Source organism: Enterobacter cloacae complex sp. P16RS2, assembly GCF_014982155.1.
Lineage (GTDB): Bacteria > Pseudomonadota > Gammaproteobacteria > Enterobacterales > Enterobacteriaceae > Enterobacter > Enterobacter cloacae_M.
Window position 1 is genome coordinate 105,235 of sequence record NZ_JADCKW010000015.1, and the last position, 21,176, is coordinate 126,410.

18 protein-coding genes are annotated in these 21,176 nt (G+C 56.6%); 7 read left to right on the plus strand and 11 right to left on the minus strand.

Translation table 11 applies throughout. The annotated features are described in order from the left end of the window. The first annotated feature begins 124 nt into the window (after nucleotides 1-124). Both INF68_RS11695 and zntA read left to right on the plus strand, forming a co-directional pair. Complete coding sequence (locus INF68_RS11695; protein WP_023310011.1) at nucleotides 125-751, plus strand: lysoplasmalogenase; 627 nt, start codon at nucleotides 125-127, stop codon at nucleotides 749-751. A 76-nt stretch (nucleotides 752-827) separates the two neighbouring features. Next, the gene (zntA, locus tag INF68_RS11700; protein WP_126787134.1) at nucleotides 828-2,999 is read left to right on the plus strand and encodes a Zn(II)/Cd(II)/Pb(II) translocating P-type ATPase ZntA; all 2,172 of its coding nucleotides are present in this window, start codon (nucleotides 828-830) and stop codon (nucleotides 2,997-2,999) included. 87 nt (nucleotides 3,000-3,086) lie between these two features. Here the strand turns inward: zntA and ubiA are convergent, their stop codons facing one another. From ubiA to malK, 5 genes are all read right to left on the minus strand, one after another. Then, the gene (gene ubiA, locus INF68_RS11705) at nucleotides 3,087-3,956 is read right to left on the minus strand and encodes a 4-hydroxybenzoate octaprenyltransferase (protein ID WP_032662636.1); all 870 of its coding nucleotides are present in this window, start codon (nucleotides 3,954-3,956) and stop codon (nucleotides 3,087-3,089) included. Between the two features lie 12 nt (nucleotides 3,957-3,968). Then, nucleotides 3,969-4,466 carry a chorismate lyase gene (gene ubiC, locus INF68_RS11710; protein WP_045355219.1) on the minus strand — a complete coding sequence of 166 codons (498 nt, stop codon included), beginning with the start codon at nucleotides 4,464-4,466 and terminating at the stop codon, nucleotides 3,969-3,971. 180 nt (nucleotides 4,467-4,646) lie between these two features. After that, entirely contained in the window at nucleotides 4,647-5,600 is a 954-nt protein-coding gene (gene malM / locus INF68_RS11715; protein WP_045355218.1) for a maltose operon protein MalM, read from the minus strand. Nucleotides 5,601-5,714: 114 nt separating this feature from the next. Further along, nucleotides 5,715-7,025: a maltoporin gene (locus INF68_RS11720; RefSeq protein ID WP_023310006.1), complete on the minus strand. Its 1,311-nt coding sequence runs from the start codon at nucleotides 7,023-7,025 to the stop codon at nucleotides 5,715-5,717. A gap of 71 nt (nucleotides 7,026-7,096) precedes the next feature. Continuing rightward, nucleotides 7,097-8,206 carry a maltose/maltodextrin ABC transporter ATP-binding protein MalK gene (gene malK / locus INF68_RS11725; RefSeq protein WP_023310005.1) on the minus strand — a complete coding sequence of 370 codons (1,110 nt, stop codon included), beginning with the start codon at nucleotides 8,204-8,206 and terminating at the stop codon, nucleotides 7,097-7,099. A gap of 370 nt (nucleotides 8,207-8,576) precedes the next feature. On the opposite strand from malK, the gene malE reads away from it, so the two are divergent. The 3 genes from malE to malG all read left to right on the plus strand — a co-directional run bounded on the left by malE (nucleotide 8,577) and on the right by malG (nucleotide 12,483). Then, nucleotides 8,577-9,767: a maltose/maltodextrin ABC transporter substrate-binding protein MalE gene (gene malE, locus INF68_RS11730; protein ID WP_126787135.1), complete on the plus strand. Its 1,191-nt coding sequence runs from the start codon at nucleotides 8,577-8,579 to the stop codon at nucleotides 9,765-9,767. A 125-nt stretch (nucleotides 9,768-9,892) separates the two neighbouring features. After that, complete coding sequence (gene malF / locus INF68_RS11735; protein ID WP_045355216.1) at nucleotides 9,893-11,437, plus strand: maltose ABC transporter permease MalF; 1,545 nt, start codon at nucleotides 9,893-9,895, stop codon at nucleotides 11,435-11,437. Between the two features lie 155 nt (nucleotides 11,438-11,592). Further along, the gene (gene malG / locus INF68_RS11740) at nucleotides 11,593-12,483 is read left to right on the plus strand and encodes a maltose ABC transporter permease MalG (RefSeq protein ID WP_023310002.1); all 891 of its coding nucleotides are present in this window, start codon (nucleotides 11,593-11,595) and stop codon (nucleotides 12,481-12,483) included. A gap of 97 nt (nucleotides 12,484-12,580) precedes the next feature. On the opposite strand, the gene psiE is transcribed toward malG, so the two are convergent. Further along, on the minus strand, nucleotides 12,581-12,991 hold the full coding sequence (gene psiE / locus INF68_RS11745) for a phosphate-starvation-inducible protein PsiE (RefSeq protein ID WP_000202963.1): 411 nt from the start codon (nucleotides 12,989-12,991) through the stop codon (nucleotides 12,581-12,583). A gap of 96 nt (nucleotides 12,992-13,087) precedes the next feature. On the opposite strand from psiE, the gene INF68_RS11750 reads away from it, so the two are divergent. Further along, the gene (locus INF68_RS11750) at nucleotides 13,088-13,540 is read left to right on the plus strand and encodes an acyltransferase (protein WP_045355214.1); all 453 of its coding nucleotides are present in this window, start codon (nucleotides 13,088-13,090) and stop codon (nucleotides 13,538-13,540) included. A 77-nt stretch (nucleotides 13,541-13,617) separates the two neighbouring features. On the opposite strand, the gene INF68_RS11755 is transcribed toward INF68_RS11750, so the two are convergent. From INF68_RS11755 to pgi, 5 genes are all read right to left on the minus strand, one after another. Continuing rightward, entirely contained in the window at nucleotides 13,618-15,714 is a 2,097-nt protein-coding gene (locus INF68_RS11755; protein WP_126787136.1) for a YjbH domain-containing protein, read from the minus strand. Next, nucleotides 15,714-16,451, minus strand: a complete 738-nt coding sequence (locus INF68_RS11760) for a capsule biosynthesis GfcC D2 domain-containing protein (protein WP_126787137.1) — start codon at nucleotides 16,449-16,451, stop codon at nucleotides 15,714-15,716. The genes INF68_RS11755 and INF68_RS11760 overlap by 1 nt, the downstream gene beginning before the upstream one ends. After that, a complete protein-coding gene (locus INF68_RS11765) occupies nucleotides 16,448-17,086 on the minus strand; it encodes a YjbF family lipoprotein (protein WP_126787138.1) in 639 nt (212 codons plus the stop codon). The genes INF68_RS11760 and INF68_RS11765 overlap by 4 nt, the downstream gene beginning before the upstream one ends. Before the next feature lie 63 nt (nucleotides 17,087-17,149). After that, complete coding sequence (gene yjbE, locus INF68_RS11770; RefSeq protein ID WP_008503423.1) at nucleotides 17,150-17,392, minus strand: exopolysaccharide production protein YjbE; 243 nt, start codon at nucleotides 17,390-17,392, stop codon at nucleotides 17,150-17,152. Nucleotides 17,393-17,759: 367 nt separating this feature from the next. Beyond that, nucleotides 17,760-19,409: a glucose-6-phosphate isomerase gene (gene pgi, locus INF68_RS11775; protein WP_048977787.1), complete on the minus strand. Its 1,650-nt coding sequence runs from the start codon at nucleotides 19,407-19,409 to the stop codon at nucleotides 17,760-17,762. A 374-nt stretch (nucleotides 19,410-19,783) separates the two neighbouring features. On the opposite strand from pgi, the gene lysC reads away from it, so the two are divergent. Then, a complete protein-coding gene (gene lysC / locus INF68_RS11780) occupies nucleotides 19,784-21,133 on the plus strand; it encodes a lysine-sensitive aspartokinase 3 (protein WP_109846255.1) in 1,350 nt (449 codons plus the stop codon). The last annotated feature ends 43 nt before the right edge of the window (nucleotides 21,134-21,176 follow it).

A 21,176-nucleotide genomic window follows, 5' to 3' on the forward strand; every position in this document is an offset into this window, starting at 1 on the left:
AATCCCATCAGATTTTGCGGAATTCAGGATACCTTGCCTCCCCCGCCATTGCCAAACGCCCGCCCGCGTCACTAAACTGGATCAGAAACTGATTATTCAGACTTAACAGATACAGGGAGTTAATATGCTTTGGTCATTTATCGCTGTCTGTTTTTCCGCATGGCTTTATGTCGATGCGTCCTACCGCGGTCCCACCTGGCAGCGCTGGTTGTTTAAACCGGTCACGCTGTTGCTCCTGCTGCTGCTGGCCTGGCAAGCGCCGATGTTCAACGCCGTCAGCTATCTGGTGCTAGCCGGGCTGTGTGCATCCCTGATTGGCGATGCCTTAACCCTGCTGCCGCGCCAGCGCCTGCTCTACGCCGTTGGGGCGTTCTTCTTGTCGCATCTGCTCTATACCATCTACTTTGCAAGCCAGATGACGCTCTCCTTCTTCTGGCCGCTGCCGCTGGTGCTGCTGGTGATTGGCGCGCTGCTGATTGCGGTGATCTGGTCACGTCTGGAAGAGATGCGTTTGCCGGTCTGTACGTTTATCGCCATGACGCTGGTGATGGTGTGGCTGGCGGGCGAGCTGTGGTTCTTCCGTCCGACCGCTCCGGCGATGTCCGCGTTCTTCGGCGCCGCCCTGCTGCTGATCGGGAATATCGTGTGGCTGGGCAGCCACTATCGCCGCCGCTTCCGGGCGGATAACGCGATAGCCTCCGCCTGTTACTTTGCCGGGCATTTCCTGATTGTGCGTTCGCTGTATATCTAAATAGCGCTTGACTCTGGAGTCGACTCCAGAGTGTATGCTGCGGTTAATGAGAAAATTATCATTGCCGGAGACTGCCATGTCGACTCCAGAAATACCTAAAAAAGTTCCTCAATTCTCGGCACTTAAGCTCAGTCCGGCTCCGTCGAAAGACGACTGCTGCTGCGAAGGCGCGTGCGAAACGCCAACTCAACCCCTTCCTGAAAGTGGCAACCGCTACAGCTGGGTCGTCAACGGAATGGACTGCGCGGCCTGCGCCCGCAAGGTGGAAAACGCCGTCAAGCAGGTGCCGGGCGTGAGTCACGTTCAGGTGCTGTTCGCCACCGAAAAGCTGCTGGTCAGCGCCGATAACGACGTCAGCAAACAGGTTGAAGCCGCCGTCAGCAAGGCGGGCTATACCCTGCGCAGCGAAACGGCGCCCGTTGAAAAAGCCTCCTCCCTGAAAGAAAACCTGCCGCTCATTACCCTCATCATCATGATGGCCCTGAGCTGGGGTCTGGAGCAGATTAACCATCCGTTCGGCAATCTGGCGTTTATCGCCACCACGCTGGTCGGCCTGTTCCCGATTGCCCGTCAGGCGCTGCGCCTGATGAAAAGCGGCAGCTGGTTTGCCATCGAAACGCTGATGAGCGTGGCGGCAATCGGCGCGCTGTTTATTGGCGCGACGGCAGAAGCGGCGATGGTGCTGCTGCTGTTCTTAATCGGCGAACGTCTTGAGGGCTGGGCGGCGAGCCGGGCGCGTAAAGGGGTCAGCGCGCTGATGGCGCTGAAGCCGGAAACCGCCACTCGCGTGATAAACGGCACGCGTGAAACGGTCGCCATCAATACGCTGCGCCCGGGCGACGTGATTGAGGTGGCCGCAGGGGGGCGTCTGCCCGCAGACGGCGCGCTGCTTACCGCCACCGCGAGCTTTGATGAGAGCGCCCTGACCGGGGAATCCATTCCGGTAGAGCGTGCCGCAGGTGAAAAAGTGCCTGCTGGTGCCACCAGCGTTGATCGTCTGGTGCAGCTCACCGTGCTTTCCGAGCCGGGCGACAGCGCCATCGACCGTATCCTGAAGCTGATTGAAGAGGCCGAAGAGCGCCGCGCGCCGGTCGAACGCTTTATCGATCGCTTCAGCCGGATTTATACCCCTGCCATCATGCTGGTTGCCCTGCTGGTCACCGTCGTCCCGCCGCTGTTCTTTGGCGCGCCGTGGGAGGGCTGGATTTATAAAGGGCTGACGCTGCTGCTGATTGGCTGCCCGTGCGCGCTGGTGATTTCCACCCCGGCGGCGATTACCTCAGGTCTTGCGTCGGCGGCGCGTCGCGGGGCGCTGATTAAGGGCGGCGCGGCGCTGGAGCAGCTGAGCCAGGTCCAGCATATCGCCTTCGATAAAACCGGCACGCTGACCGTCGGCAAGCCGCAGGTAACCGGCGTGTATCCGCAGGACATCAGTGAAGATGCGTTGCTTACACTGGCCGCCGCCGTTGAACAGGGCTCCACTCACCCGCTGGCGCAGGCGATTGTGCGTGAAGCGCAGGCGCGCGGGCTGGACATCCCTCCGGCAATCGCCCAGCGGGCGCTGGTCGGGTCAGGGATTGAGGCCACCGTTGAGGGTAAAAAGGTGCTGATTGTCGCTGCGGGCAAGTCTTCTAATCCAGAGGTTGAGGCGTTAGAACAGACCGGACAAACCGTCGTGACCGTCCTGCAGGACGGCGTCGCGAAAGGGATCCTGGCGCTGCGCGATACCCTGCGCGATGACGCCAAAGAAGCCGTGGCGGCGCTGCACAAGCTGGGCGTGCAGGGCGTTATTCTTACCGGCGATAACCCTCGCGCGGCGGCAGCGATTGCCGGTGAGCTGGGGCTGGAGTTTAAAGCCGGACTGTTGCCCGCGGATAAGGTCAGCGCGGTGACGGAAATGAATGCTCAGGCGCCGCTGGCAATGGTCGGTGATGGGATTAACGATGCCCCGGCGATGAAAGCGTCTACCATCGGTATAGCGATGGGCAGCGGCACCGACGTGGCGCTGGAAACGGCTGACGCGGCATTGACGCACAACCGCCTGACCGGGCTGGCGCAGATGATTAGCCTGGCGCGCGCGACGCGGGCCAACATCCGTCAGAACATCGGCATTGCGCTCGGGCTGAAAGGAATTTTCCTCGTGACGACGCTGCTCGGCATGACCGGATTGTGGCTGGCGGTGCTGGCGGATACCGGGGCAACGGTACTGGTGACGGCGAACGCGCTCCGGCTGCTGCGTCGCCGATAAAAAAAGCCCGGTGGCGCTAGCGCTTACCGGGCTTCCATGTCCTGCTAACTCGTAGGTCGGGTAAGGCGAAGCCGCCACCCGACTTTTTTATAAGAAATAGCTCATCGCCAGGCCTAAAAACAGCACCAGACCAACGTAGTTATTGTTCATAAACGCTTTAAAACAGGCGTCACGTTCACGCTTCGCAATCAGCTTTTGCTGATAAGCAAACAGCAGTCCCGCCACCAGCACGGACCAGTAAAACTCCCAGTTCAGCCCGTTCAGGCGACCGATCGCAACCATCAGCGCCAGTACCGCAACCTGCAGGATACCGATAATCAGCTTGTCCTGACGACCAAAGAGGATGGCGGTGGATTTGATGCCAATCTTCAGGTCATCGTCGCGGTCTACCATCGCGTATTGCGTGTCATACGCCACGGCCCAGAGAATGTTCGCCAGGAACATCAGCCAGCAGCTGAGCGGTAAGGACTCACTAACCGCCGCAAACGCCATCGGAATCGACCAGCCAAACGCTGCGCCCAGCACCACCTGAGGCAGGTGGGTATAGCGCTTCATAAACGGATAAACCCAGGCTAACGCCAGCGCCGCAACGGAAAGCAGAATGGTCATGGTGTTGAGGGTTAACACCAGCAGGAAAGAGAGCAGCACCAGAACAATGAACAGCACGCGGGCTTCTTTCCCGGTGACCTGCCCGCTGGGTAACGGACGACCGGCAGTACGCTTAACATGACCGTCGAATTTACGATCGGCATAGTCATTCACCACGCAGCCCGCCGCGCGCATCAGCCAGACGCCGGCAACGAACACGGCCAGGATCCACAGCGGCGGCACGCCCGGCGTGGCGAGCCACAGCGCCCACAGGGTCGGCCACAGCAGCAGTAACGCGCCAATGGGTTTATCGGTACGCATTAAGCGGTGATACGCCAACAGCTTATTCTGCGTCAGGCTCCACTCCATTTTTTCTTCCTCTTAGTACAACGGTGATGCCGGTAAAAAAAGCTCCGTCAGAATTAACGGTTTACCGCTCAGGCGAAGGCGGGAACGACGCCCCCAGAGTTCGGCATCACGACCAATCTCAATAAAATCCCGGGTAAGCTCAGACGAGGTGAAAAGGTAACGCCCCAGCGGCGTTTTCCCCAGACGTTGCAGCGCCAGCTCTGGCCCGGAAAGAGTGGACTCGGGGACCACCGTCCGCCCGGCAAGCCAAGGCTCACCATCAGCACAGAGTAAAATTTCGCGCAGCCAGTAGCGTGGTTCGTGCGGCAGCAGCGGCAGCTCGCTGGCGATCTCATCGCCAGAGACAAACCCTTCCTGAATCAGGGTCACCGTGACCGTTTTACCCTGTTGCTCAAAACGTTTCGTCATGGAATCTTCCAGCAACAACCAGTCCAGTTGCTGCGGATCAAGCGCAGGTATTTGGTCGAAATAGCGCAGCGCACGCAGTTGCGTTAGCGCAGGGTGTGACATGCCAGACTCTCCGATACATAACGTAATGGCATTGTATCGCAGAAACACGGATTGAGGGGGGCCAAACGTTATTTAACGATCACGATCGCAACATGGGCGCAACAGCCTGGCGGCTACGAAAAAAAGTGCGCCCACTCAGGCGCACCAAACTACTAACAAATCAGCACTGTGGGGAAACGGTTACCCCTTGCCTTTTACACTGCTGATAAAGGTGGAACGGGCAGTGGTTGAACCTAAACGTTCGGCTTCATCAAGCAGTTTCAGCGCTTTATCGACATCGCCGCGCTTCACCGCCTGCTTAATGGCGTTGTTGAAGTACTCTTCGGTGTCGTTCAGTACCGGCTCGGCTTTCTTCGCCGGGGCAGGTGCTGCGGTCGCTACCGGTGCGGCTGCCGTGGCAGCTGGCGCGGTATAAACAGGTGCAGCAGTGTTACCTACGGTGACAGGGCCGGTGCCGGAGGAGCCAAACAGCGGGCCGACCAGCACGCTGGACGCATTGTTAGTTGAGACTTTCAGTTTGAGCAGGCCGTCGGTGACGTGGCGCGCTAACGGATCCGGAATATCCGGAACAGAGTTACCCGTTCCTTTGGCGTAGGCTTTTGCCGGATCGATAAGCTTAGTGGTCTGCTGTAGATCTTTTTCAGTCGTGAAAACCAGAACATAAATCTTCTGCTGTCCCAACGCTGGCGTCAGGCGCATTTTTCCTTCCAGACGGTCGGCGCTCATGACGCCAGGCTCCTGGTAGCTAAAGTACTCGCTTGGGAAGAAGGCAGACGGCGTCAGATTCTGATCCAGAATCAGCACGTTCGGTGCAAATACGCTGGTTTGCTTGTTCACTTCGCTGGTCAGCGTCAGGGTTAGCTCACCAATGTTAGCCGGCACGCTGTAGGCGGCAACCGGCCCGGTGATACCCGGTACGTTCAGCTGCTGGCCGCCCGTAGAAAGCTGTGTCGACTGGGTTTTGGATTGATCAACTGGCGTCCACGTCAGCTGCTGGAGGGCCGCCGCCGGGATAGCCGGCGCAGCGCTGGTATTTTGTGGCACGAAATTCACGTCTGCCAGGGAGATGGCCGGAACACAGGCTAACAGCCCCGCAGAGAGGCACAGCGCGACGAGACTTTTCTTCATTTTCATTGTTATTACCTCTGATAGCGTGAGCACTGCGGTGGCCAGGCAATAGCGCGCAGCACCCTAAGGAGAGAGGGGCTTACGCCCCTCTTTTCAGGTCATTACGTCAGGTCTAACGAATTACCACCAGATTTCCATCTGGGCGCCGAAGGTCCATTCATCGTTGTCGCCACGGCTGAAGGTTTTCGCAGAGGTGTCACTGTAAGCCACACCAGAGGTGTAACCCGTGTCGCTGTTGTTTGCGTAACCCCATTTCTCATCCCACTTCGCGTAGGTTGCGAAGACACGGATAGCCGGACGAGACCAGATGCTGTCGCCTGCCTGCCATTGCTGTGCCAGGGTGATTTTGTACTGGCTGTTTTTCTCGTCAGTTCTCTGAGATTTGACGTTGTCGTAGCCCACTTCAAGCAGGGTGCTCATGATTGGCGTCCATTTGAACATCGGACGAACACCCACAGTCCACCACTCGGTACCGTTGTTGTTGTCACGATCGATGTTCTGGTACATACCGACGTACATCAGGTCCCAACGGTCTGCCAGGGTAATTGCACCGTGGTCCAGCACACGCCACATGGAGCCGTCGTTATCAACGCTGCCGCCCTGTGGAATACCTTTACCGTTAGAGGTCATGGAGTCTGTACCGTACTGCAGTACGAACTTGTTGAAGCCCTTCATCATGCTCTGGGTATGTTCAGCAGTGAACAACCAGCCATCTTTAGAAGCGCCTGGCTGCAGGTAGTAGTCGTCAGGAATGTTGGTGTGACCATAGTCAACGCCCAGTTCCAGCGTACCGCCCGGGTTAGTTTCCAGCCCCGCTAAACGCACGTCGAAGACGTCATTTGGTACAACGTTGTCATAAATACGGTCGCCGTTCGCATCACGATCGGCGAAGGTTGCAGAACCGCCTGATTCAGAAGAGCGGGTGGCTGCCAGAGAAAGTTTACCAAAGCCCAGATCGATGTTTTCAATACCGGCACCAGGACCTGAGATGTCCCAGTAGTAGAAGTCGATCATGTGAACGTCATGACGCTGATAGAAACGCTTACCGGCCCAGATGGTGGAGCCTGGCAGCCATTCAATCAGGTTTTTACCCTGCACGTTAGCTTCACGGAAGGCCGGGCTGGTGGATTCCCAGTCGTTCTGCTGAGAAACGGAATACGCTACGTTAGTGTCGAAATAGAAGCTCTTGTCGCCTTCTTTCCACACTTCCTGACCCAGTTTCAATTCCGCATAGGTTTCACATTCGTTACCGAGACGGTATTTACTTTGAGCACCCGTTGCCTGGAAACATTGTTGTTCACCGCCACTCCCGGTCCAGCCAATGCCGGAACGAGCATAACCTTTAAAGTCCACGGCGCCTGCCTGGGCAGACAGGATGCCTGCCGCAACGGCGATTGCCAGAGGGACTTGTTTGCGCAGAGTAATCATCATTCTATCTCCTGAGATCATTGCTTTTCTTTGAACACTTCACCTGTCGGTTTCGTGTCTTCTTTTGGGATTGCTTAAACGCCTGGCTCTTTGTGCAACCGACGACATGCAGTGCCATCCTCACGGAACAGATGGCAACGCTCTGGCGGCAAGCCGATAGCGAATGTGGCACCCTCTTCTACCAACACCACGTCGTTCTGGCGGTAGACCAGGTTCTGACGGATGGCGGGGATCTGGATATGAATCTGTGTTTCGTGACCAAGCTGTTCGACGACCTGAACGTCACCTTCCAGGGTCACATCAGCGATGTGGCTCGGCAGCAGGTGCTCAGGACGAATACCGAGGGACATATTTGCCCCGACCTGTACGTTGGCGCTGTCGACCGGCAGCCAGACCTGCTGGCGGTTTGGCAGCTCCACCTGTACCTGTTCAATGGCTGTCGCGGTCACTTTGACGGGCAGGAAGTTCATCTTTGGCGAGCCAATAAAGCCCGCAACAAAGCGGTCTGCCGGGTAGTGGTAAAGCTCCAGCGGTTTGCCCACCTGCGCCACGCGGCCGGCATCCAGCACCACGATTTTGTCGGCGAGGGTCATCGCTTCCACCTGATCGTGGGTAACGTAAATCATCGTGCGGCCAAGACGCTTGTGCAGACGGGAGATTTCAATACGCATCTGGACGCGCAGGGCGGCATCCAGGTTAGAGAGAGGTTCATCGAGCAGGAACACGCGCGGTTCGGCCACCAGGGTACGGCCAATCGCCACACGCTGACGCTGCCCGCCGGAAAGCGCTTTCGGTTTACGCTCCAGCAGGTGGGCCAGCTGTAACACCTCCGCCACCTGCGTCACGCGCTGGTTAATGACTTCTTTCTTCGCGCCGGCCAGCTTCAGGCCAAAGGACATATTTTCGGCAACGGAAAGGTGTGGATAGAGTGCATAAGACTGGAACACCATGCCTACGCCACGTTCGGCAGGCGGGATGTCGTTCATTCGGGTATCACCAATCAGCAGGTCGCCGCTGGTAATCGTTTCAAGACCGGCAATCATACGCAGCAGAGTAGATTTACCACAGCCTGATGGGCCAACAAACACCACGAATTCGCCTTCGTTGATGTCCAGATTGATGTCTTTCGACACCACAACGTCACCCCAGGCTTTCGTTACATTACGCAGCTGTACGCTCGCCATGCCCTTCTCCCTTCGTTACAACCTGTCACCGACAGAAACATTCAAGATAAGTTCACTATGGGGTATCCATTACTTTCCCGAATCCTCCACCCCCCGCCTTTTTTATGGGGGAGGAGGCGGGAGGATGAGGGAGCAGGCTCTGCGACCGCCGCGGGCGGGCTGAGGCAAAATTCGTGAAGCCGCCTGCAAAATTCGGTGGGTTTTTATGTGCGCCAGCACTCATAACTTAAATTTATGCAACGGAGATCACACAAACGGGGGGTGGGGCGTAGGGGTTGGGAGGATGGAAAGAGGATGTCAAATAAGGAGACTGAGTCACGTTGAACCACCTTATGTATCCACGAGCACATCACCAAAAAGGATGGCAGATATGAATATCAAGACTGGCGCACGCGTTTTCGCATTGTCCGCCCTTGCAGCAATGATGGTTTCCGCCCCAGCGCTCGCCAAAATTGAAGAAGGCAAGCTGGTTATCTGGATTAACGGCGACAAGGGCTATAACGGCCTGACCGAAGTGGGCAAAAAATTCGAAAAAGATACCGGCATCAAAGTTACCGTAGAACACCCGGACAAGCTGGAAGAGAAGTTCCCGCAGGTTGCAGCAACCGGCGACGGCCCGGACATCATCTTCTGGGCGCATGACCGTTTCGGGGGTTACGCGCAGTCTGGCCTGCTGGCAGAAGTGACGCCAGATAAAGCCTTCCAGGACAAGCTGTTCCCGTTCACCTGGGATGCCGTTCGCTATAACGGCAAGCTGATCGCTTACCCTATCGCGGTTGAAGCCCTGTCTCTGATTTACAACAAAGACCTGGTACCAAACCCACCGAAAACCTGGGAAGAGATCCCGAAACTGGATAAAGAGCTGAAGGCGAAAGGTAAATCCGCCCTGATGTTCAACCTGCAAGAGCCGTACTTCACCTGGCCGCTCATTGCTGCCGATGGCGGTTACGCGTTCAAGTTTGAAAACGGCAAATATGACGTGAAAGACGTGGGCGTGGACAACGCTGGCGCGAAAGCGGGTCTGACCTTCCTGGTTGACCTCATCAAGAACAAACATATGAACGCGGATACCGATTACTCCATCGCGGAAGCGGCGTTCAACAAAGGCGAAACCGCGATGACCATCAACGGTCCGTGGGCCTGGACCAACATCGACAAGAGCAAAGTCAACTACGGCGTAGCGCTGCTGCCAACCTTCAAAGGCAAGCCGTCTAAACCGTTCGTTGGCGTGCTGAGCGCGGGCATCAACGCCGCCAGCCCGAACAAAGAGCTGGCGAAAGAGTTCCTGGAAAACTACCTGCTGACCGATCAGGGTCTGGATGAAGTGAACAAGGACAAACCGCTGGGCGCCGTCGCGCTGAAATCCTTCCAGGATCAGCTGGCGAAAGACCCACGTATCGCGGCCACCATGGATAACGCCCAGAAAGGCGAAATCATGCCGAACATCCCACAGATGGCCGCGTTCTGGTACGCCACGCGTACCGCGGTCATCAACGCTGCAAGCGGTCGTCAGACTGTCGATGCCGCGCTGAAAGATGCTCAGGGTCGTATTACTAAGTAATGACGTAGTCCCCTCTCCCTTTGGGAGAGGGTTAGGGTGAGGGTTGGCGCTATCCGCACGCCCTCACCCCGGCCCTCTCCCCCAGGAGAGGGAGAAAAGATCAAACGTTGTAGAGGAAAAACCCCATGGATGTCATTAAAAAGAAACGCTGGTGGCAAAGCGACGCGCTGAAGTGGTCAGCGATCGGTCTGCTGTGCCTGCTGGTGGGTTACCTTGTTGTTTTAATGTACGTACAAGGGGAATATCTGTTCGCCATCATGACGCTGATTTTAAGCTCTGCTGGCCTGTATATTTTCGCTAATCGTAAAGCCTATGCCTGGCGCTATGTCTACCCGGGCGTGGCCGGGATGGGGCTGTTTGTCCTGTTCCCGCTGATTTGTACCATCGCCATTGCGTTCACCAACTACAGCAGCACCAACCAGCTTGCGCAGGAACGCGCGCAGCAGGTCCTGCTGGATCGCTCATATCAGGCAGGCAAGACCTTTAACTTCGGCCTGTATCCTGACGGTAACGAGTGGAAGTTAGCGCTTACTGACGAAGCAAGCAGCAAATACTATGTCTCCGACGCGTTCAAATTTGGCGGCGAGCAGAAGCTGGCCTTAAAAGAGGCACAGGCCCTGCCGGAAGGTGAACGTGCCAACCTGCGCGTCATTACCCAGAACCGTCAGGCGCTGACCCAGCTCACCGCCGTGCTGCCAGACGAAAGCAAGGTGACCATGAGCTCGCTGCGCCAGTTCTCCGGCACGCAGCCGCTGTATACCCTGGCGGACGACGGCACGCTGACCAACAACCAGAGCGGCGTGAAATATCGTCCGAATAACGACATTGGTTTCTATCAGTCCATTACTGCCGACGGCAAATGGGGTGATGACAAGCTCAGCCCTGGCTATACCGTCACCATCGGCTGGGACAACTTTACCCGTGTGTTTACCGACGAAGGCATTCAGAAGCCGTTCTTCGCCATCTTCGTCTGGACGGTGGTCTTCTCGGTGCTGACGGTGATCCTGACCGTGGCCGTGGGCATGGTGCTGGCCTGCCTGGTCCAGTGGGAATCCCTGAAAGGCAAAGCGATTTACCGCGTGCTGCTGATCCTGCCGTATGCCGTACCGTCGTTTATCTCGATTCTGATTTTCAAAGGGCTGTTTAACCAGAGCTTCGGTGAAATCAACATGATGCTGAGCGCCCTGTTCGGCATCAAACCGGCCTGGTTCAGCGACCCGACCACCGCTCGCTCGATGATTATCATCGTGAACACCTGGCTCGGTTATCCGTACATGATGATCCTGTGCATGGGCCTGCTGAAGGCTATCCCGGACGATCTGTACGAAGCCTCGGCGATGGACGGCGCGGGCCCGTTCCAGAACTTCTTTAAAATTACGCTGCCGCTGCTCATTAAGCCGCTGACGCCGCTGATGATTGCCAGCTTCGCCTTTAACTTTAACAACTTCGTGCTGATTCAGCTGTTGACCAACGGCGGCCCGGACCGCCTTGGCACTACGACGCCAGCAGGCTATACCGACCTGCTCGTGAGCTACACCTACCGCATCGCCTTCGAAGGCGGCGGCGGCCAGGACTTCGGTCTGGCGGCAGCGATTGCCACCCTGATCTTCCTGCTGGTAGGCGCTCTGGCGATTGTGAACCTGAAAGCCACACGTATGAAATTTGATTAACTGGAATCACCAGGCGTCATTGGCGCAGCCAGTTTGGGCGCTGCCAGCGCGCAAGAACCGGAGCGTACACGAAGTACGTGAGGATTCTGAGCACTGCCAGCGTTCAAAATGGCAAGCAAAATAGCCTGGAGCGGTGTTAAGGAGTAAAGAATATTATGGCTATGGTACAACCCAAATCTCAGAAGTTGCGCCTCCTGGCGACGCACTTAGGCCTGCTGATTTTCATCGCGGCGATCATGTTCCCGCTGCTGATGGTTATCGCCATCTCCCTGCGTTCGGGTAACTTCGCGACAGGGAGCCTGATCCCGGACGAAATCTCCTGGGAGCACTGGAAGCTCGCGCTGGGCTTCAGCGTGGAACACGCGGATGGCCGCGTCACGCCGCCGCCGTTCCCGGTGCTGCTGTGGCTGTGGAACTCGGTGAAAATCGCAGGCATTACCGCCATTGGTATCGTGGCGCTTTCCACTACCTGCGCCTACGCCTTCGCCCGCATGCGTTTCCCGGGCAAAGCGACGCTGCTGAAAGGGATGCTGATTTTCCAGATGTTCCCGGCCGTGCTGTCGCTGGTGGCGTTGTATGCCCTGTTTGACCGTCTGGGCCAGTACGTACCCTTTATCGGCCTGAACACCCACGGCGGCGTGATCTTCGCCTATCTTGGCGGTATCGCACTGCATGTATGGACCATTAAAGGCTATTTCGAAACTATCGACGGTTCGCTGGAAGAAGCGGCCGCGCTGGATGGCGCAACCCCGTGGCAGGCGTTCCGCCTGGTGCTGCTGCCGCTGTCGGTGCCGATTCTGGCGGTAGTGTTTATTCTGTCGTTTATCGCTGCGATCACCGAAGTACCGGTTGCCTCACTGTTACTGCGTGATGTGAACAGCTACACCCTGGCCGTAGGTATGCAGCAATACCTCAACCCGCAAAACTACCTGTGGGGCGACTTTGCCGCGGCGGCCGTACTTTCCGCCATCCCGATTACCGTGGTGTTCCTGCTGGCGCAGCGCTGGCTGGTCAACGGCCTGACGGCGGGCGGTGTGAAAGGTTAAGTTTCATTTTGTTATGCCACTGCAACCCTCAACTTTAGACGTATTGTATTGACCCAACTTGTGACTGTTGTTAGGCGGCCTCCGGGCCGCCATTTTTTTATTCGCGTTTCAGCCGCTTCGAGTTGCACAGCCAGAGGGTGATCACCAGCAGCAGGATCGCCGCCGAGTAGATCAGCACGTCGAGCGGGGATTTATGATCGACGATGATCAGCCGCACTATCGCAGTGATCCCAATGTAGACAAAATAACGCAGCGGGAAGTGAAAGCCGGACTGAAAGTACTTCACAATCAGGGCGATAAATTCAAAGTAGAGAAAGTAGACCACCAGGCCTTCCACCAGCGCATATTTGCTGGTTTGTTCAGGGGCGAACAGTACATCCGCAAGATGCACCGTCTCTTTACCCAAAAAGACGACCAGTATCAGGCCAAGGCTCAACAGACCGAGGTTCAGCACGGTCTGGAGGATAGTTGAGATAAACTCAACGCGCGGGCGAGTCAGGGATGTCATACAGCACCTCATTCTCCAGGGCGAGGTTCCTGTATAACGCAAAAATGTGACGGGGATCTATATTTTTTAATTATGTTTTATGTAGGAAGAAAACCGATGGAGCGTAAACAAACCGGGGTTCGCAACGTGACCTGTGGCGACAATGTGATCGTATATGAGCCTGCTAACCTTTACGACTGTGTGCTGGGCAACGGCGTATTCGTCGGCCCGTTTGTTGAAATCCAGGGCAATACGCGCATCGGTGACGACTGCAAAATCCAGTCGCACACCTTCATCTGCGAGTATGTCACTATTGGTCAGCGTTGCTTTGTTGGCCATGGCGTGATGTTTGCCAACGATATGTTTCGGGAGGGGAAACCGAACGCCGACCGTGAGAGCTGGGGCCATATTACCGTGGGGAATGATGTTTCGATAGGCAGTGGAGCGACCATTCTGGCGGTATCCATCTGCGACGGTGCGGTGATTGGTGCAGGGAGCGTGGTAACAAAATCGATCGTCGAGAAAGGTGTCTATGCCGGGAACCCGGCGAGGCTACTACGCCGCTTGTGATTCGCCCGGTGGCGCTGCGCTTACCGGGCCTACAAAATAGCAGGCCGGGCAAACGCGGTGCCGCCCGGCGTGAAGCATCAGCGGAAGTTAATGTTCTTATCGCTCGTCATATCATACAGCTGGAACTTACGTCCAAGCTGCTGACCCCCGTCACGCGTCAGCGGCGTCCAGCCAATCGCCGCGCGGCTGCGGGTTGGGCCTGACGAGAACAGATCCAGCGGAATCGACACGTAGACCCCTTTAGTGAAGTCCCCTTCCCCGTATTCGTCCGGCGAGACGTTGGTGATGGTGGCGTAGCCGCCCACCACGACGCCGCTGTCGAAGTGTTTAGAGATATCGAGCGTGCCGCCCTTATCGCCCGCCAGGTACTGACCGACGCTGGCTTTCACCAGCACGTCAGGGGCGAACGACGGCGTCCAGTAGGCGGTCAGATGGCCCGTTTTGACGCTGTAGTCGGTGAACTTCATCATGTCCTGCGCGCTGCGCCAGTCACGCTGCTTGACGTAGTTGGCATCCACCCCGAACGCCCAGTTGCTGTCGACAGGACGATAAAGCACTTCCGCCCCCGCGCCGCCGTACATGGTTTCCAGATACCCGCCGTACACCTGGCCGTAGAAGCCGTTGCCGAAGTACTGGAAGTAGTTGGCCTGCAGGTTATTCACGTAAGCATCGTTTTGCACGTACTCACGCACGCGGGTGCGCACGCGCGGCAGCGCCGAGTCTTTTGGCGGGTTGGTGTAGTTGAATTTGTCGTAGTTGTTGGCGATGTTGCCGAACAGGCTGCCGGTGGTCAGCAGGTGGTCGGTGAGCCACAGATCCGCTGTCGCCATCACGCCCAGCTGATACATGTAGAAGTTTTCAGGCCCGCCGACGGACTGGTTCAGCACTGGATCAATATGGAAATCGAAGCGCGATTTGTCGATATACCAGCCCTGCTCGGTGGTTTCCGGCACGATCGGCTCTACGCGTTTTTGCACCAGCTCGGTTTCATGCCCGAGCGGCTCGCCTTCCAGATGGCGCTTGAGGCTGGCAACGTCCGTTTCGGTTGTGACCTGCGGCAGGTTGAGACGGTTCTCCGTCACGCGGATCGTGCGGATCCCCTCCGGCAGATCGTTCATAACGATCCGGTTGGCGCGTTCGATCCCTTCCCGTGAGTCGCGGTATTTTACCTGCTCGCCGGTGACGTAAAGCGTGTCGCCCTTGGTCTGAATCTTCGGATCCGCCAGGCCGGCATTGTATTTCAGCAGCGTCAGCTGGTTTGCCACCACTGAGTGCTGCAGAATCGCATCCTGCGGCTCCGGCTGGTAAGCAGGGCGCGCGTTATCATTGTAGTGCGGCCGCATGTCGTTAAAGTTGGTGCGCAGCGTGAAGCCAAACATCACCGTATTGCCGCGCTCGTAGCTGAGGTTAACGTCGGCCCAGTCGGTGACGCGATAAATGGCGCCGACGTTAAACTTGCTCTTCTGCTCAATCTTCCCGGCGAAGTCCTGCGAGTAGTCATTCCCTTCATACTCCAGCTTCAGGCGTAATGGCTGCCAGGGCGTTTGATACTCTACGCCGCCAAACAGCGACGCCGGACCGTGGAACATCTGGTCTCCGTTAATGGAGCCCGCTTTCTTATAGCTGTTATCGCGATAGCAGTATTTGTCGCTGTAGGAGCAAAACGGGTTTTTCACGTTACCGCTGGTGCCGAGATAGCCCCATCCCAGGCCGAGCGAAAAGTCGAACGGGCCCCAGGCTTTGCTGGCCACGATGTATTCCGCATCAAACAGACCGGTACCACCGATATCTTTGGCGCCCACGGACACCTGCGGCATCCAGTAGCTCTCTTCCCACAGGCGCAGCTTGACGTCGAAAGCTTTATCTTTGTAGGTCTGATCGCCGGAGAACGCCTCAACGCTGCTGTATTGTTTCGTACGCACGTCGGTATAGCGCAGCGTGGTTTCAAGCCACGGGAACAGCTGTACCGAGGCGGAGTAGTAGCGATACTGGTCGTTATCACGGTAGTTAAGGCTAATTTCCCCTTCGCGCGCCATACGCGCGGTGGGCGTTTGCAGTAAACCGACGCCGCCGAAGTCTGACTGAGACGGGCCAATGGGTGCCGGATACGTTTCTGCATGGCAGGCGGCGCTTACGCAGAGCGCCAGCATGCTGTAGAGATAGGTTTTTTTCATTATTCCGGTATCCGCTGAATCAGGGAGTGAAGGATATCGGCGTTAAGCCCGTCATACGCCTTCGTCCAGAAATGGTCGGCAAAACCGACAAAAATGATGCTGCCCGGCATAGGTTCGATGTGCCGTTTATTCCAGTAAGCGACGGGGGCTTTCTGCGTGTGCCCGTCAGGGTAAACCACCCAGGCGTAGCTGTTATCAGCACCGCTCAGCAGGCTCTGCTCGTCGAGGTAGCTCGCCACGTCGCGACCGGGCGTAAAGGGCTTTTTACCCGGGCTGCTGATAAGCCCCATCATGGTCACCGTCGTCGGCTTTTCCGGCAGCCAGAGCGTATATTCCCCTTCAAGCGTGGGGTTGCCCTTTTCCGTGACGCGCACTTCATCGGGATCAAGATTCACGTTCTGACGGCCCGTCACCTTCAGCGCCTGCAGCTGCTGGCGAACGCTGTTAATGGCCGCCGCGTCGTCGCCATCTTCCTGTTCCGCTAACCCCGTCAGCCTGGCAAGGAGCGCCTTGTGCTGTTGTTCCGCTTCAGCGGTCTTCTGACGTTCAGCGATCACTGCCCCCGGCCACCAGCTGTTGGCGAGCCTTGGCTGTCCGACGAGATCGAGCAGATGCTCAGCGTGGGTTAAGGTTTTGGGTTTTTCACTGTCCGGCGTGTAGACCTTCACAGTCCCTGCGGACCATGCCAGCGGCGCTGCAAAACTGGCGATAAGCGCAACGTGGATGAGCGTTTTCATGATTTCGCCGCCTTGATCAGGGTGGTTTTCACCGGGAAGAATCCGGCACCGAGATACTGCAGGGACTGGCGGATCTGCCCTTCCTCGTCGATCCAGAAGCGGTTGTGCCAGGTGGCCTGGCCGGTGGTGACTTCTTCATCCAGCACGCGAACCTGCGTTTCGTCGCTGCCAACTTTCACGCTGTCCGTGCCGTCCCAGCGGAAGGTCGAGCGTGCCGTGGCGTAACGCACCTGCTTGTGCTCGGTCCAGCCCATCGTGCGCGTCCAGCTCGCGCCGTCGGCGATCTGGTTCGGCTTGATCAGCGGATCGGCAGCAATATTATTCACCTCCAGCAGGTTGTCGCCGCCCAACAGGGTTTTCACGATACGACCATGCTGTGTCACGATGGTGGCCTGATCCTGCGTCACCCATTTCTGCTGCCCGTTTTCATCGAAAGCGAGCACCACAAACAGCTGCGGGCCATCGTTTAGCTGCATGTACTGACTGGCATAGGGCATGTTTTGAAGTTCGTCATCGGTCAGATGCACGCCCGGCGTGCCGAACATGCTTTCCCACAGTGAATTTCCCAGCCCTTTAGTAGTGGCCGAGCACGCCTGCAGCAGCAGGCAAATCAGAATGATTGCAGGTCGCTTCACGACTCTTCTCCGAAGGGGCGAAATAACCACACCGAAGTGTGGTTATGATTAAAACACCCGCTATTACTGGGTGCTGGTTGTCGTGGTGGTCGTGGTTCCGGTATTGGAGCCATCACCGCCACCGGTTGCCGCCAGCGCGACACCCACGGCTGAACTTACGGTGCTGGCGCTGGCTGCGGTAGAACTTCCCGCAGACGCAGACGTCGCAGCCGAACCTGCCGCTTCCCCGACCTGAACCGGAGCTGCATAGACAGATGTCGCCGCAAGCGCAGATATGGCAAAAATGCCATACAGTACTTTCTTCATAACAATTTCCCTTCAATGAATGAATGGAGATTTGCCCGAAAAGAATTTCAGGCGGAATCGAGTATACACAACTAGTGCCGTGGGTTTGCCGTAAGGGGAAATAGGGAGAGGGTTTTCAGACTAATGGTTAAAATGGAAATGAAAGGCAAATGACATAAATATATAATAGATATAAATCAATAATTTATAATATATCCATATTAATGGACTACTACGTATTTTCTTAAAATAAACCGCAGCAATTAACGGGTTAAGCGTCTTTTTCGGATTAAACTCAGATTCAGAATTTGAGTTAACTAACAGACATCAGGAATTATCCGATAAAAAAATGCCGGCATTAAGCCGGCACGTTTTCATGACGTTTTAATTACGCGCGCCATGCTTTATAACGGTTGATCAAACCATTTGTCGAGCTGTCATGGCTGGCAATCGCTTTATCGTCACCCAGCTCTGGCAGAATACGGTTTGCCAGCTGTTTGCCCAGCTCAACGCCCCACTGGTCAAAGGTGAAGATGTTCAGGATGGCGCCCTGCGTGAAGATCTTGTGCTCGTACAGGGCAATCAGCGCGCCCAGGCTGAACGGCGTGATTTCACGCAGCAGGATGGAGTTGGTTGGACGGTTGCCTTCGAACACTTTGAACGGCACAACGTGGTCCAGGGTTGCCGGATCTTTACCCTGGTCACGGTATTCCTGTTCAACCACTTCGCGGGATTTACCGAACGCCAGCGCTTCGGTCTGCGCAAAGAAGTTCGACAGCAGCTTCGGATGGTGGTCGGACAGCGGGTTATGGGTGATAGCCGGGGCGATGAAATCGCACGGTACCATTTTGGTGCCCTGGTGGATCAGCTGGTAGAAGGCATGCTGACCGTTGGTGCCCGGCTCGCCCCAGATGATTGGGCCAGTCTGGTAATCCACCGCGTTGCCGTTACGGTCAACGTATTTACCGTTGGATTCCATGTTGCCCTGCTGGAAGTAGGCTGCAAAGCGGTGCATGTACTGGTCGTACGGCAGGATCGCTTCGGTTTCAGCGCCGAAGAAGTTGTTGTACCAGATACCGATCAGCGCCAGCAGCACCGGCAGGTTTTTCTCTGGTGCGGTCGTGGAGAAGTGTTTATCCATCGCGTGCGCGCCGGAGAGCAGCTCAACGAAGTTGTCGAAGCCCACGGACAGGATGATGGACAGACCGATCGCAGACCACAGGGAGTAGCGGCCGCCGACCCAGTCCCAGAACTCGAACATGTTCGCGGTATCAATGCCGAACTCGCTGACCGCTTTGCCGTTGGTAGACAGCGCCGCGAAGTGTTTCGCCACGTGCTTGTTGTCGCCTGCGGTTTTCAGGAACCAGTCGCGCGCGCTGTGGGCGTTGGTCATGGTTTCCTGAGTGGTGAAGGTTTTGGACGCAACCAGGAACAGGGTAGTTTCCGGGTTCACGTTCTTCAGCACTTCGGCGATGTGGGTGCCATCGACGTTAGACACAAAGTGCATATTGAGGTGGTTTTTATACGGGCGCAGCGCTTCGGTCACCATGAACGGGCCGAGGTCAGAACCGCCGATACCGATGTTCACCACGTCGGTGATCGCTTTGCCGGTGTAGCCTTTCCAGCTACCGGAGATGATCGCTTCGGAGAAGGTTTTCATCTTTTCCAGCACCGCGTTCACTTCCGGCATGACGTCTTTGCCGTCAACGATGATTGGCGTATTGCTACGGTTACGCAGGGCCACGTGCAGCACGGCACGGTCTTCGGTACGGTTGATCTTCTCGCCGGAGAACATGGATTTGATGGCGTCGGCAAGCTCAGTTTCTTTCGCCAGATCCTGCAGCTTTGCCAGCGTCTCTTCGGTAATGCGGTTTTTGGAGAAATCCACCAGCATCAGGTCGTCGAAGGTCGCGGAGAACTTAGAGAAACGATCGGCATCCTTCGCGAACAGATCCGCGATGGTGACGTCTTTCATTTCATCAAAATGTTTCTGGAGTGCCTGCCAGGCAGCGGTCTGCGTTGGGTTGATGTTTTTCATTAGCAATACTCTTCTGATTTGAGAATTGTGACTGCGGTCGATTGTAGCGCCTGCAAATAAAAATTGTGATGGTTTTTATGCCATTGCCCTGGCCTGCATCAAACACAGGTGAAAAGACCCGAAAAGTATAGCTGCTGACGGAGCCTCCTGGGGCGGCGAAATGTCGGTCAAAAAGCCCTAAAACGGAGCATAAAATCTGGCGCTGTTATAAGTCCTGTTTCTCAGGGGTACCCCCCCATAAAAAATCCGCATAATCCCAGCATTGACAGGACCTCCCCCGCATTTTATTTATAGGGCCGTATTTTGCGCCTGCACCTGTTTTCGTTTCACTCTTGTGCCAAGGTCGCTTATTCATTCCCTGACACGAGGTTGTTATGACGAGTTTTGTGGTCGCCAAATTTGGCGGCACCAGTGTGGCCGATTACGATGCCATGAACCGCAGCGCCGATGTGGTGCTGGCCGATCCGAATACCCGCCTGGTGGTGCTGTCTGCATCCGCCGGCGTGACGAACCTGCTGGTTTCTCTGTCTGAAGGACTGGAAGCGACAGAACGTTTCGTGAAGCTGGATGCACTGCGCAAAATTCAGTTCGACATCCTTGAGCGTCTGCAGAACCCGAACGTCATCCGCGAGGAAGTGGAGCGTCTGCTGGAAAATATCACCACTCTGGCAGAAGCGGCTTCTCTGGCCACTTCCACCGCCCTGACCGACGAACTGGTCAGCCACGGCGAGCTGATGTCCACCCTGCTGTTTGTCGAAATCATGCGCGAGCGTAACGTTCAGGCGCAGTGGTTTGACGTGCGTAAAGTGATGCGTACCAGCGATCGCTTTGGTCGTGCCGAGCCGGACGTTGAGGCGCTGGCGGAGCTGACCAATCAGCAGCTGGCACCACGCCTGGCAGACGGTATCGTGATTACCCAGGGCTTTATCGGCAGTGAAGCGAAAGGCCGCACCACCACGCTTGGCCGCGGCGGCAGCGACTACACCGCCGCGCTGCTGGGCGAAGCCCTGCATGCAACGCGCGTGGATATCTGGACTGACGTTCCGGGCATTTACACTACCGACCCGCGCGTCGTTTCCGCGGCTAAACGTATTGATGTAATCGCCTTTGAAGAAGCGGCGGAAATGGCCACCTTCGGCGCAAAAGTGCTGCACCCGGCAACGCTGCTGCCGGCAGTGCGCAGCGATATTCCGGTCTTCGTGGGTTCCAGCAAAGATCCGAAAGCGGGCGGGACGCTGGTCTGCAAGAAAACGGAAAACCCACCGCTGTTCCGCGCCCTGGCCCTGCGTCGTCGCCAGACGCTGGTGACGCTCCACAGCCACAATATGCTGCATTCCCGCGGTTTCCTGGCGGAAGTGTTTGGCATTCTGGCGCGCCATAATATCTCGGTGGATCTGATCACCACCTCTGAAGTGAGCATTGCGCTAACGCTGGACACCACCGGCTCGACCTCCACCGGCGACACGCTGCTGACGCAGTCGCTGCTGATTGAGCTGTCTGAGCTCTGCCGCGTGGAAGTAGAAGAAAACCTGGCGCTGGTTGCCATCATCGGCAACAAGCTGTCGCGCGCCTGCGGCGTAGGTAAAGATGTGTTCGGCGTGCTCGACCCGTTCAGCATCCGCATGATCTGCTACGGCGCATCCAGCTACAACCTCTGCTTCCTGGTGCCTGCCGATCAGGCCGAGCAGGTCGTGCAGAAACTTCATCAGAATTTGTTTGAATAAAATTCGTTAGCACGATAAACAATACCTATAAGCCGGGCACAGA